The organism is Actinoplanes sp. CA-030573 (assembly GCF_050951115.1).
GTDB lineage: Bacteria > Actinomycetota > Actinomycetes > Mycobacteriales > Micromonosporaceae > Actinoplanes.
The window spans coordinates 9,628,089-9,640,996 of sequence record NZ_CP192038.1 but is presented as its reverse complement, the minus strand read 5'-3'; the positions used below and the strand labels follow the sequence as shown (position 1 = coordinate 9,640,996).

Genomic DNA, 12,908 nt, shown 5'->3' with positions numbered 1-12,908 from the left:
ACGGTACGGCGGGCGATCAGCCGGCCACCTCGCAGACCAGCCAGCCGGTCTTGCGGATCACGGTGAACTCGAGGTCCTGCTTCGCCGTCTTCTCGTCCCCGGTGGAGAGCGTGACCTGCACGGAGACCTCGGCCCGGTCCTTCTCGGCGCTGGACACGGCCGGCTCGTCCCAGCGGTAGACCGGGTCCTGGTAGCCGGCCGAGTACGTCTTGATCTCATTGACCCGGTCGGTGAGCTTTGTCTTGTCACGCGCCTCGCGGCAGACCAGGTCGTCGGCGGCGGTCGCGTCCTGCTGGGTGTAGACGGCGGTGAGGAACCGGTTGACCGCGGTCGCCGGGTCGGGCGAGCCCGGGTTGTCGGCGTCGCGGAGCAGGAAATAGGCCGAGACGGCGCCGCCCGCGCACAGCATGAGGGTGGCGGCCAGGGCGAGCGAGACCCAGAGGGCGCCGCGCTTCTTCGCCGGGGCGGCGCTCGGCGGCACCTGCCACGGCTGCTGCGGGCCGCTCCAGATCGGCTCGGGCTGGATCTCGGCCGGCGGCGAGTGCTGCCAGGCCAGGTGCTCGGGCGGTTGGGTCTGCCACTCGCCGGGCGCCTCGTGCTGGGCATACCACGGCCCGGCCGGCGGTACGGCCGGGATGACCTGGGTGTGCTCGACCGGGAAGGGCGGGGCCGACTGGGACGCCGGGAAGGGCGGGGCGGACTGGGACGCCGGGAACGGCGGGGCGGACGCCGGGACCGCGGGCATGGTCGCGGTGGGCCGCTCGTCGGCGAAGGCGCCGGGCGGCGGGAACTCCATGGCCGCCCGGTCCGGCGGAGCGTCGATGAAGTCGGCGGCGTCGTGGGCCGGGGCCGGCCACGCGTGCGGCGGCTCGGGCGCCGGGATCGGGTCACCGGGCGGGATCGGCTGCGGCGGCTCGGGATCGGGCGACGGCACCGGCGCAGGCTCCGGATGACCCGGCCGGCCCCCCTGCGGGTGCGACATTTCGCCCTCCATGATCTATACAGCGAGCCCTGGGCTCAGCCTAGCCATTCGCGGCCGGGCGCGGGTCCTAAGCTGACGCGGTACCCGACGATTAGGGAGTATCCAGGCGATGCAGAAGTGGGAGTACGTGACCGTGCCCCTGCTGGTCCACGCGACCAAGCAGATCCTCGACAACTGGGGCGAGGACGGCTGGGAGCTGGTCCAGGTCGTGCCCGGTCCGAACCCGGAGCAGTTGATCGCATACATGAAGCGGCCGAAGTCGTGACCACGCCGATCGCCGGTGACGGCGGGGTCGACGCCTACGCCCGGCTGGCCGAGCTCGGCATCACGCTGCCCCAGGTGGTGCCCCCGCTGGCCGCCTATCTTCCGGCCGTGCAGACTGGCAATCACGTGTACGTCTCGGGACAGCTCCCGCTGGTCGAGGGCAAGCTGGCGGCGACCGGCAAGGTCGGCGCCGACGTCGACCCGGAGCAGGCGGCCGAACTGGCCCGCACCTGCGCCGTGAACGTGCTGGCCGCGGTCGAGGCGCTGGTCGGCCTGGGCCGGGTCGTCAAGATCGTCAAGCTGACCGGCTTCGTGGCGTCGGCCCCGGGCTTCACCGGCCAGCCCGCGGTCGTGAACGGCGCCTCCAACCTCTTCGGCGACGTCTTCGGTGAGCAGGGCCGGCACGCCCGCAGCGCGGTCGGCGTGGCCGAGCTGCCGCTGGACGCGCCGGTCGAGGTGGAAGCAATCGTCGAGGTCGCCTGAGCGGCACGAGCGGAAATGCCGGAAGGGGTCGCTCTCCGTGACCTGAGCGGCTGCTGAGATCGCACATCCGGTCCTCGGCTCAACCCCCATGCGCGACGTACGATTTCGCGCATGGGGGGTGCGGTGCTCGACGGCCGGTTGGGCTGGGTGACGCTGCTGCGTGCGCCCAACCCCGGCCCGATGACGCTCGACGGCACCAACACCTGGGTGCTGCGGGCGCCGGGCGAAAAGCTCGGCTTCGTGATCGACCCGGGCCCGCTCGACGACGGACACCTCCGCGCGATCGCCGACGCGGGACCGTTCCGTGCCATTCTGATTACCCACGGTCACCACGACCACGTCGAGGGCGCGGCCCGGCTGTCCCGCCTGCTCGGCGGCACCCCGGTGCTGGCCGCCGACCCCGAGCACGGCGCGCCGTTCGACCGCGAGATCACGAGCGACGGCCTCACCATCCGCGTTCTGGACACTCCCGGGCACACCACCGATTCGGTGTGTTTTCTCGCCGAAGACGTGAATGCCTCCGCGATGTTCACCGGCGACACGATCCTCGGCCGCGGCAGCACGGTCGTCGCCGCGCCGGACGGCGACCTCGGGGCGTACCTGGAGAGTCTGGAGCTTCTGCGGGCGCACGCCGGCGTGCCGATGCTTCCCGGGCACGGCCCGGCACAGCCCGACGTGGCCGCGATGGCGCAGTTCTATCTCGACCACCGGCGCGAGCGCCTGGCCCAGGTCGAGGCCGCGCTCAACGAGGGCGCCGACACGCCGGAAAAGGTCGTTGACCTGGTATATCCCGATATTGATCAAGCCGTACGGTTCGCCGCGATCTTCTCGGCCAAGGCGCAGCTGGATTATCTCCGTCACAAAAATCGGGAACAAGGAACAAGGGCCGACGGGTTGGATCGGCTGTGACCTGTCCGGTGTGTGGAACCGTCGCCATCCCCGGCGCCCGCTTCTGCCACAACTGCGGCGCCGCCCTCCCGGCCGCGGCCACGCTGCCCGCTGCCGAGCGGCGCATCGTGACCGTGCTCTTCGGCGACCTCTCCGACTTCACCTCGTGGTCGGAGGACCTCGACCCCGAGCGCGTCGGCGCCGTGACCGACCGGGTGCTGGCCGCTCTGGCCGGCGCCGTGAAGACGTTCGGCGGGCACGTCGACAAGCTGACCGGCGACGGGATCATGGCGGTCTTCGGCGCCCCGGTGGCCCATGAGGACGACGCCGAGCGTGCCGTGCGGGCCGCCTTGAGCATGCAGCGCGCGGTCCGCCGCGTGCTGGACGACGAGCGGGGCGGCGGCGCCCCGCTCGGTCTGCGCATCGGGGTGAACACCGGCGAGGTGGTGGCCGGCATCCAGGCCGGCATCGAGTACACGGTCATCGGCGACACGGTGAACACGGCGGCCCGGTTCGCCGACGCGGCCGCGGTCGGCGCGGTCTATGCGGGCTCCCGTACGAGCGCCGGCACCCGGCACGTCGCATCCTGGCGGCAGCTGCGCCCGCTGCGGCTCAAGGGCAAGCGCGAGCCGGTCCCCGCGTTCGAGCTGCTCGGCCTGCACGACGCCCCCGGCACCCGCTCCGGTCTCGGCGACGAGGCGCCGTTCGTCGGCCGCGAGACCGAGCTCGGCCGGGTCTCGGGCCGGCTGGCCGAGGCGATCGACTCCGGGACGTCCCGGGTCATGGTGATGACGGCCGAGGCCGGCATCGGCAAGTCCCGCTTCGCCGGCGAGGTGAAGCGGCTGGCGGCCGGCTACGACGTCGGGGCCGGCGGCCGGTACGCGGCGCACACCGGCGCCAGGGTGCTGCGGGTGCGCTGCCGGGCGTTCGGCGAGCGTCGCCGCTACGCGCCCCTGGCCGACCTGGTCCGCAAGTCGGTCGGCCTGCCGAAGGACGTCGTGTCGACGGTCGGGCGGACGGTCGTCGAGGAACGGTTACGCAAGCTCGCTCATCGATTGGGCCGCGACGGCGAGGACGTCAAGATAGACATCGACCGGTTGCTGGCGCTGCTCGGTTACGGCGAGGCGCCGGCCAACCCGGTCGGCCCGGCCGCGCCCGCCGACTGGCAGCCGACGACCACCCGGCAGGACGCCGAGGCGGTCTCGACAGCCGTGGCCGAGCTGCTCTCGGCGCTCGCGGCCGAGGCGCCGCTGGTGGTGATCGTCGACGACCTGCATGATGCGACCGCTTCGACCGTGGACGCTCTCGGCCGTACGCTCTCGTTGCTCGATGGCCCGGTCGTGGTTCTCCTGCTCGGCCGGCCCGAGCTGGTCCGCACGGCCGGTGCGCTGACCCGGCTGGCCGACGCGGAGGTGCACACGCTGCCCCCGCTGCGCGGCGCCGACGCGGCCCGGCTGCTCACCTCCTACCTCAACGGCGGCAAGCTGCCCCAGCCGGACACCGACCGGCTGCTGGCCACCGCCCAGGGCAACCCGTTCTACCTGGCCGAGATGGTCACGCTGCTGATGGAACGCGGCGCGCTGACCCCGGCGATCGGCGCCAACGCGGCCGGCAAGTGGCAGCTCGCGGCCGGGTCGCTGGGCAGCCAGCTGCTCTCCCGCGACCTCGCGGCGGTGCTCGCCGCGCGCATCGACGCGCTGCCGGCCGAGCCCCGCGCGGTCCTGCGCGACGCGGCGGTCGTCGGCGACACGGTGCCGACCGGCGTGATCGAGGCGCTGCGCGAGCGGCGGGCGACCAGCGACGCGCGGCCGGGCGCGGTGGCGGCGGTCGAGCTCGAGCGCTCGATCGACGAGCTGTTGCAGCGGCGCATGCTGCACCGGGTGCGCGGCGGCTACGCGTTCACCACGCCGCTGATGCGCGAGGCCGCCTATTCCGGCATCGGCAAGGCCGACCTCGCCGACCGGCACGCCTACCTGGCCACCTGGGCCGCCCCCGAGACGATCGACCGCCTCGGCTACGACGGCGCGTCGCGGCTCAGCCTCACCGAGAACGAGCGGGACGCGTTCGTGGCCACCCACGCCGAGTGCGCGGTGGAACTGGCCGACCAGGTGCGGCTGCGCCCGGAGGCGTCGGTTCGCGACGTGACGCCGCTCGGCGTGGCCGCGCTCGGCCGGATGGCCCGCCGGGCGCTGGCCAACATCGAGCCGGCCGCCTCCATCGAGTACGCGGAACGGGCCGCGTCGCTGTCCCACGACGCGCTGCCGTTGCCCGACCAGCTCGTGCACGCCCGCGCGCTGCTGCGCCTGGGCCGGGCCGAGGAGGCGCTCGTGTACGGCGAGAAGATCTCCAAGGGCTCGGCCGACGAGCCGGTGTGCCGGGCCGAGGCGCTGCTGGTGGTGGGCCGGGCGCACGAGGCGCTGGGCGACACCGGCCGGGCGGTCGCGGCCTGGCAGGAGGCGCTCGACGTGGCGACCGAGGCCGAGCTGCTGCCGGAGCGGGCGAACGCGATGCGCCGGCTCGGCATGGCCGACTTCCTGGCCGGCCGGCTGAGCCAGGCGAGCAGCCGGTTCGCGGCGGCCTACCAGGTCACGCTGGCGGCCGGTGACCGGCACGGGCAGGCCTGGGCGCTGCAGAACCTGGCCTGGGTGACCACCACACGGGGCGACTTCGCCGGCACCGACGCCGTGCTCGGCCGGGCGGCGCGGCTGTTCGCCGAGCTCGGCGACCCGGTGGGCCGGTCCTGGCTGCGTGGCACCACGGCGTTCGCCCGTCTGCTGGCCGGGCGCCTGCAGGAGTCGCGCCGGCTGGCCCGGATCTTCCTGCCGTTCGGCGACCGGGTGGGCGAGGCCTGGGCGGTGGGCACGCTGCGCGCGGTCGAGGCGTACGCGGCGAGCGAGCTGGGCGAGCTGGGCGAGGCCGACGGCGAGGCACGCCGGGCGTTCCGCGACTTCAACGCGGTCGGCGACGACTGGGGGCGGGGGCTGGCACTGGTCGTACGAGGTGCGATCGCCCGCGGCCTGGGCGAGTTCGACCACGCGTTCGACCTGCTCACCGACGCCCTGGGCTTCGCCGACCGCACCGGGCACCCGCTGCTGCTGGGCATGGCCGGCACCATGCGCGGCTTCGTCGACCTGCACCGGGGCGACCTGGCCCGGGCCGAGGCCGACGCCCGCCGGGTGATGATCGCGGTCGAGCCGCACAATCCGCTCGCGCCGGCCCAGGTCGGTCCACGGGTGCTGCTGGCCGAGGCGCGGCTGCGGGCGGGCGACGCGACCACGGCGATCGGGTTGCTGGCGCCGATCGCCAGCGACACCGGCTCACCCTCGCTGCTGTTCTCCCGGCGGCACGCCCTGGCGTCGTACGCGTCCGCGCTGCTCGCCGACGGCCGGATCGACTCGGCGATGACCTGGATCGAGCGGGCCCGGGCCGCGACCAGCGAGGATGTGCGCAGCGGGGTGCTGGCCGCGATGACGTACGCCCGGGTGCTGGCCGCCGCCGACCGCTGCGAGGAGTCGCGGCAGGCGGCCGAGGAAGCGGTCCGGCTCGCGTATTCGACCGAGCAGGCCAGTGAGCGGGTCGCGGCCGAGGAGCTGCGCGCCGCCCTCGCCGCCGAGCCGGTCGAGGCGTCCCCGCCGGAAACTGTCGCGTACGCGTCCGACGTGCCGGGATGACGTTCCCCCCACCTGGCGTAAGTTCTCATCCATGACGGAGACCCCGCCGGGATCGCTGCCCGTGCCCTACGTGCCGGGCATGTCCGGTTTGTCGGTCATGGCCCGCGGGGGATATGCCACCGTCTATCGCGCCATGCAGGACTCGGTCGGGCGCGAGGTGGCCATCAAGGTCGAGAACCGGCGCCTCGAGAGCAACCGTGACCAGGCCCGATTCCTGCGGGAGGCCCGGGCCGCCGGCCGCATGTCGTCGCACCCGCACGTCGTCGATCTCTTCGATGTCGGCGTCACGGTCGACCAGCACCCGTACCTGATCATGGAGCTCTGCGACGGCTCCTATCTGGACCGCATGCGGGTCAAGCCGCTGGACGCGGTCGAGACCCGCGACCTGGGCATCAAGATCGCCGACGCGCTGGTGCACTCGCACGCGAACGGCGTGCTGCACCGCGACGTGAAGCCGGCCAACATCCTCTACTCGCAGTTCAACTCGGCCGTGCTCGCCGACTTCGGCTTGGCCGTGCTGGGCGAGATGCGCGACTCGTCGGTGACCCTCGAGGTGCTGACGCCGGCCTACGCGCCGCCCGAGATGTTCCGGCACGACAACCCGTCCGGCGCGGTCGACGTCTACGCGCTCTGCGCCACGCTGTACGCGGTGATGCGCGGCCGGCCGCCGCGCTGGGACGGCGACCGCAACCCGAGCCTGATCACCCTGATGGACCTGTTCCACCAGCCCATCCCCGACCTGCCCGGGGTGCCACGCGAGCTGACCCAGCTGCTGCGTTACGGCATGGCCAACGACCCGGCCTCCCGGCCGACCGCGGCCCAGCTGCTCGACCTGCTGACCAAGCTCGACCTGCGGCCGGGCGGCCCGCCGGTGCCGCCGCCGCGCTGGGCCGGCAGCGACGACACGCCGACCGTGCGGGCCCAGCTCAAGCGGCCGAAGAAGAAGTGGCTGTTCGGGCTACTCGGGATCCAGGACCGCTAGCAGCTCGCCGGTGTCGACCTCGGCGCCCGGATGCACCGGCAGCGAGGCCACCACGCCCGCGCTCGGCGCGTGCACCGGGTGCTCGAGCTTCATCGCCTCCAGCGTGAGCAGCAGCTCGCCGGCCCGCACCCGCTGACCGGGCACGACCAGCACCCGCCGGACCGCGCCCGGCAGCGGGGCGATCAGCGAGCCCTCGGCCGCCTCGGGCGCGGGGAGCGGGAAGCGGGAGAGCTCACGCAGCGCGACCGAGCCCTCGGGGCTGTCCACATAGGAGACCTCGCCGACCCGGTGCACGTTGAAGGTCAGCCGGATGCCGTTGACGTCGAGCACGACCCGTTCGTCGCCGGCGGTCACCACCACGGTCTGCGGGTGGTCGTCGAGCACCGGCGCCTGCCCGAGCCCGGCCAGGTCGAGCTCCTCGGGGTCGACCGCGCGCACCCACCAGCCGGCCAGCTCGCCGTGCCGGTCCATCCGGTAGCCGACCTCGACCGGGCCGGCCGGACCGTCGTAGACGGCGGTCTGCGATCCGGAGGGGACGTTGCGCCAGCCCGAGGGCAGGGAGGCGAGCACGGTGGCGGCCGAGCGGCGTGCGGCGGCGCCGGCCAGGGCGGCGGCCAGACACGAGATGCGTACGGCGTCGACCGCCGACAGGAGCGGGGCGAAGACCTCGGGACGTCGGTCGAGGAACCCGGTGTCCAGGTCGCCGGTGCGGAACGAGTGATGGCGCAGGACGCGTACCAGCAGATCGCGGTTGGTCGCGACGCCGTGCAGCTGGGTGCGGGTCAGCGCCGAGGCCAGCATCCGCGCCGCCTCCTGCCGGGTCGGCGCCCAGGCGATCAGCTTGGCCAGCGTCGGGTCCGGGTGCACGCCGATCACCGAGCCGTCCTCGACCCCGGCGTCCAGGCGCAGGCCGGGCTGGGGCAGCGGGCGGAACCGCCCGGCGACGTCCGGCACGGCGAACCGGTGCAGCGTGCCGCTGGCGGGCAACCAGGCGTACGCCGGATCCTCCGCGCAGATGCGCACCTCGATCGCGTGCCCGCGGATCGGCGGCGGTCCCGGCATCGGCAGCATGCCGCCCTCGGCCACCAGCAGCTGGAGTCGCACCAGGTCGTAGCCGGAGACGCACTCGGTGACCGCGTGCTCGGCCTGCAGGGTCGGAGTCAGCTCGAGGAACCAGAAGTCGCCCTCGGGATCGAGCAGGAACTCGACCGCGCCGGCGCCGACGTAGCCGATCGCGCGGACCGCCACGATCGCCGCCCGGCACAGTTCCTCGCGCAGCCCGGGATCGACCGCCGGGGACGGGGTCTCCTCGATGATCTGCTGGTAGCGGCGCTGCACCGAGCACTCGCGCTCGCCGAACGGGACGACCGCGCCGTGCTCGTCGGCCAGGATCGGGATCTCGATGTGGCGCACGTCCTCGACGTACGGCTCGCAGAAGACCTCGCAGCCCGCCTCGCGCCGGGTCGACGCGATCGCCTCGGCCAGCGTCGACGCGTCCCGCACCACCCGCATGCCGGCGCCGCCCGAGCCCGCGTCCGGCTTGATCAGCACCGGGTAGCCGGGCACCTTGGCCGGCTCGGTGAAGCTCGGCAGCACCGGCACCCGCGCCTCGGCCACCAGCTCCTTGGTCTCCCGCTTGCTGCGCAGGGTGCCGAGCGTCTTGGCCGGCGCGCCGACCCAGATCATCCCGGCGTCGGCGACCGCGGCCGCGAAGTCGGGATCCTCGGCCAGCAGCCCGTTGCCGGGGTGGATCGCGTTCGCGCCGGTGCGCTGGGCGGCCGTAATTATCAGATCGCCGCGTAGATAGGCAGCGGCCGCGGTTCCGCCGTCGAGGCGTACGGCATAGTCGGCCTCCGCGACGTGCGGCGCGTCGGAATCGGCGTCGGAGTAGACGGCGACCGTCTCGATGCCGACCAGGCGGCAGGTGGAGAACACCCGGCGGGCGATCTCCCCACGGTCTGCCACCAGAAGACGTCGGATCACAGGTCTACCTTTCCGGGTCGGAACACGCCGACGTGCCCGGCGCCCTCGACGACCGCGCTGTGCGCGGCGGAAAGGCAGAGTCCGAGGACGGTACGGGTGTCGCGGGGGTCGATGACACCGTCGTCGTCACCGCCGGCCGGCTCGTCGGCCGGCCAGCTGAACACGAAGCGGGGGTCGCCGGCGCGGCCCGTGCCCACGGCCAGATGCGGCACCGTGGACATGGTCAGCGCCTCGATCTCGGTCGGGCCGAATCGCGCGGCCAGGAACAGCAGCGTGGTGTCGGTCGCGTTGGCGAGCTGGATGAGATGGACGGCCTTCTGGGTCTCGGCCGCGGTGTGCGGCGCGCCGGTGCCGGCCAGGACGGCGACCGGGTAGCCGTGCAGCTCGCCCCAGCCGGCCACCAGGGCCGGGCCGTGGCCGGGCTTGAACTCGTCGAAGTCGCTGCCGTCCAGGATCCGGGCGAGGATCTCGCGCGGGTCGTCGGCCGCTGCCTTCACGCCGCCCGAGATCGCCAGCAGGTCGTCCGCCTCGTACTTGGGCGGGCTCGGCGGGAAGGTGCGGGGGAGCGGGCCGCGCTTGCGCCAGTTGAGCCGGCGGATGCACTGCCGGGCCAGCCGCAGGCCGTCCCGCTCGTCCTCGGCCAGCTGGTCGGCGGGCCCGGTGACCCCGGCCGGCACGGTCGGCGCGCTGCGGACCTTCGGGCCCTTGGCGCTGCCGTTGACCGGCTGCGGGTGGATGGTGAGCATCTTGGCGTGCCCGCGCACCATGATCGTGTAGTCCGAGAGCTGGGGCAGGTAGGCGTCGTCGCCGCGGGTCGGGCCGAAGACGACGCAGACCGTGGGCACCCGCTCGATGGCGAGGCGGCCGAGATCGCGGGCCAGGCCGCCGGCCGGTGGCGGTCCGCCGGTGCCGGCCTCGCCGGCCGACTCGACCAGGTTGACCAGCGGCAGGCGGTTGGCCGAGGCGATCCGGGCGGCCCGGCGGATCTTCTCCAGCGGGTACGGGTCGAGCGGGTTGCGCTCGACGGTCGGGTCGGTCGCGACGATCACGCACTCGACGCCCTCGACCACGCCGATGCCGGTGACCACGCCCGAGCCGATCGGGAACTCGGTGCCGCCGGCGGTGACCGGCGACAGCTCGAGGAACGGGCTGTCCTGGTCGAGCAGCATCTCGACGCGTTCGCGGGGCAGCAGCTTGCCGCGGGCGTGGTGCCGGGTGACCGCCTTCTCGCCGCCGCCGGCCCGCGCCTCGTCCAGCGCCGCCTCGAGCCGGGCCAGGCGTTCCAGGACGACGCCGCGGGCTTCCAGGTAGGCGGGGGTGCGCGGGTCGATCGCCGTGTCGAGCACGGTCATGACGGGACCCCGTTGCGCTGTACGCCCCCCACCATGTTCAAAGCCGCGCCCTCTCCGTATCGCCGGTGCCTCTCGACCACCTCCGTAACGAGCGGCCAAGCGGGTGCGACACGGATCTGAAAGCGGCGGCTTTGTCGCCTTTTCAGGCGTATTTGAGCGGTTTGAGGGATTCGCGCCTATCGGCGCTCAGCCGCTCAGACGCGGGCGCGTCGGGCGAGCCGCTCGGGGTCCAGGATGATCACGCTCTTGCCGTCCAGCCGCAGCCAGGCGCGGGAGGCGAAATCGGCGAGCGCCTTGTTCACTGTCTCGCGCGAGGCGCCGACGAGCTGGGCCAGCTCCTCCTGGGTGAGGTCGTGCGTGACACGCAACACACCGCCGTCGCGGGTGCCGAACCGGCCGGCCATCTGCAGCAGGTTCTTCGCCACCCGGCCGGGCACGTCGGTGAAGATCAGGTCGGCGAGCGCGTCGTTCGTGCGGCGGAGCCGGCGCGCGAGCACCCGGAGCAACTGCTCGGCGATCTCGGGGCGGTTGTTGAGCCACGGGCGGAGCGAGGTCTTCTTGAGCCGGGCGAGCCGCGCGTCGGTCACCGCGGTCGCGGTCGCCGTGCGCGGGCCGGGGTCGAAGAGGGACAGCTCGCCGACCATGTCGGACGGACCCATGATCGAGACCAGGTTCTGCCGGCCGTCGGCGGCGCGGCGACCCAGCTTGATCTTGCCGGACAGCACGATGTACAGGCTGTCACCGGCCTCGCCCTCGTTGAACAGGACGTCGCCCTTGCGGACCTCGACCGTGTCCATCTCCTTGGCGAGCGCCTCGGCGGCCTCCGGGTCAACGCCCTGGAAGATCCCGCTCCGCGCCAGCACCTCGTCCATCTGCGCACCTCCGAACACGCGCAACGCCTGCGCTCGATCAGTCTAGGCGCACGCGGGCGGGAATCGGGCAGGCACCCCTTGATCTAGATACCGCAGGGTAACCAATCCGACCGTCACGGGCTGTGTTTTTCGTCGTCCGGGGGAGGGCGACAACAAGCCATTCGACGGGTCCTCCGCGTCGCTACCCGAAGGTATCGTCGCCGTCGATGAATTCCCACCCCCCGCAGCAAAGCCCCGGCCTTTTCGGGCGTCCTGTCCTGACCATCACGATTGTCCTGGCGGTTCTGGCCGGCGTGGGCGCCGGCGGCGTCGCCTTCGCCAACCGCGGGTCCGGATCGTCGGCGACGTGGCAGGAGCCGGATGCCGCCCCGGCGACGAAGCCCGTCGAGACCAAGCCCGCCGAGACGAAGCCCGTCGAGACGGAGTCGGCCGAGGTTCCGGCGATCACCCTGTCGGCCACCGGCGACATCATGATGAGCAACGCGCCGAACCGCATGCCGCCGGACGACGGCGAGGGCTTCTTCGACTCGGTGGCCGCCGACCTGAAGTCCGATCTCGTCATGGGCAACCTCGAGCAGCCGCTGACCGAGGACACCGGCGCGTCCAAGTGCGGCACGCCGCCGTCGGCGAACTGCTTCGCCTTCCGGTCGCCGCCGTCCTATGCGGCGCATCTGAAGGACGGTGGGTTCCAGCTGATGAACCTGGCCAACAACCACACCCGGGACTTCGGCGCGGCGGGTGCCAAGAACACGCGGGCGGCGCTGGACGACGCCGGCCTCCAGTACACCGGCAACGAGGACGAGATCACCGTCGTCGAGGTCAAGGGGATCAAGGTCGCGGTGGTGGGCTTCTCCGGTTACTCCGGCGCCAACAACCTGAACGACCTCGACCACTCGCGCGCGGTCGTCCAGGAGGCGGCGGAGCAGGCCGACCTGGTCGTGGTGCAGGTGCACATGGGTGCCGAGGGCGCGACCATGCAGCACGTGAAGCCGGGCAGCGAGATCTTCCACGGCGAGAACCGGGGCGACCCGATCAAGTTCAGCCACACCGTGATCGACGCCGGGGCCGATCTGGTCGTCGGGCACAGCCCACATGTCCTGCGGGGCATGGAGTTCTATCGGGGCAAGCTCATCGCGTACAGCCTCGGGAACTTCGCCGGAGGCGGGAAGACCCTCTCCAGTCTGGGGGTGCTCAAATACGGCGGCATCCTGCGGGTGCGGCTCACCAAGGAGGGCACGTACGCGGGCGGGAAGTTCCTCTCCACCTACATGAGCCCGGCCGGGCTCCCGACGCGTGACGCCGATCAGGAGAAGGGCCGCGCCCTCGTGTCCCAGCTCAGCCGGGCCGATTTCGGAGCGACCGCGGCCACGATCGGGGCAGACGGATCGATCCGGGAGCCGGCGTAACCGAACCTGTCGTACCCACGACGTA

Annotated in this window: 10 protein-coding genes; 6 read left to right on the top strand and 4 right to left on the bottom strand. The window is 73.0% G+C overall.

What is annotated here, in order from left to right; translation table 11 throughout:
* Window positions 1-16: 16 nt before the first annotated feature.
* On the bottom strand, window positions 17-934 hold the full coding sequence (locus ACQP2F_RS44730) for an Rv0361 family membrane protein (protein ID WP_433298891.1): 918 nt from the start codon (window positions 932-934) through the stop codon (window positions 17-19).
* A gap of 157 nt (window positions 935-1,091) precedes the next feature.
* On the opposite strand from ACQP2F_RS44730, the gene ACQP2F_RS44725 reads away from it, so the two are divergent.
* The 5 genes from ACQP2F_RS44725 to ACQP2F_RS44705 all read left to right on the top strand — a co-directional run bounded on the left by ACQP2F_RS44725 (window position 1,092) and on the right by ACQP2F_RS44705 (window position 7,270).
* The gene (locus ACQP2F_RS44725) at window positions 1,092-1,247 is read left to right on the top strand and encodes a DUF4177 domain-containing protein (protein ID WP_157437327.1); all 156 of its coding nucleotides are present in this window, start codon (window positions 1,092-1,094) and stop codon (window positions 1,245-1,247) included.
* A complete protein-coding gene (locus ACQP2F_RS44720; protein ID WP_433298889.1) occupies window positions 1,244-1,729 on the top strand; it encodes a RidA family protein in 486 nt (161 codons plus the stop codon). The genes ACQP2F_RS44725 and ACQP2F_RS44720 overlap by 4 nt, the downstream gene beginning before the upstream one ends.
* A 111-nt stretch (window positions 1,730-1,840) precedes the next feature.
* Window positions 1,841-2,638 carry an MBL fold metallo-hydrolase gene (locus ACQP2F_RS44715; protein ID WP_433298887.1) on the top strand — a complete coding sequence of 266 codons (798 nt, stop codon included), beginning with the start codon at window positions 1,841-1,843 and terminating at the stop codon, window positions 2,636-2,638.
* Complete coding sequence (locus ACQP2F_RS44710) at window positions 2,635-6,288, top strand: adenylate/guanylate cyclase domain-containing protein (protein ID WP_433298885.1); 3,654 nt, start codon at window positions 2,635-2,637, stop codon at window positions 6,286-6,288. The genes ACQP2F_RS44715 and ACQP2F_RS44710 overlap by 4 nt, the downstream gene beginning before the upstream one ends.
* Window positions 6,289-6,319: 31 nt before the next feature.
* Window positions 6,320-7,270: a serine/threonine-protein kinase gene (locus ACQP2F_RS44705; protein ID WP_433298883.1), complete on the top strand. Its 951-nt coding sequence runs from the start codon at window positions 6,320-6,322 to the stop codon at window positions 7,268-7,270.
* Here the strand turns inward: ACQP2F_RS44705 and ACQP2F_RS44700 are convergent.
* From ACQP2F_RS44700 to ACQP2F_RS44690, 3 genes are all read right to left on the bottom strand, one after another.
* Window positions 7,247-9,253, bottom strand: a complete 2,007-nt coding sequence (locus tag ACQP2F_RS44700; RefSeq protein ID WP_433298881.1) for a biotin carboxylase N-terminal domain-containing protein — start codon at window positions 9,251-9,253, stop codon at window positions 7,247-7,249. The two genes, ACQP2F_RS44705 and ACQP2F_RS44700, sit on opposite strands and share 24 nt — an antisense overlap.
* Complete coding sequence (locus ACQP2F_RS44695) at window positions 9,250-10,605, bottom strand: carboxyl transferase domain-containing protein (protein WP_433298879.1); 1,356 nt, start codon at window positions 10,603-10,605, stop codon at window positions 9,250-9,252. Before ACQP2F_RS44695 ends, ACQP2F_RS44700 begins: the two co-directional genes overlap by 4 nt.
* Window positions 10,606-10,799: 194 nt before the next feature.
* Window positions 10,800-11,477, bottom strand: a complete 678-nt coding sequence (locus ACQP2F_RS44690) for a Crp/Fnr family transcriptional regulator (protein WP_020515203.1) — start codon at window positions 11,475-11,477, stop codon at window positions 10,800-10,802.
* A gap of 206 nt (window positions 11,478-11,683) precedes the next feature.
* Between ACQP2F_RS44690 and ACQP2F_RS44685 the strand changes: the two genes are divergently transcribed.
* Window positions 11,684-12,883 (top strand): CapA family protein, encoded by a 1,200-nt coding sequence (locus ACQP2F_RS44685; RefSeq protein WP_433298876.1) that lies wholly within the window; start codon window positions 11,684-11,686, stop codon window positions 12,881-12,883.
* Window positions 12,884-12,908: the final 25 nt, after the last annotated feature.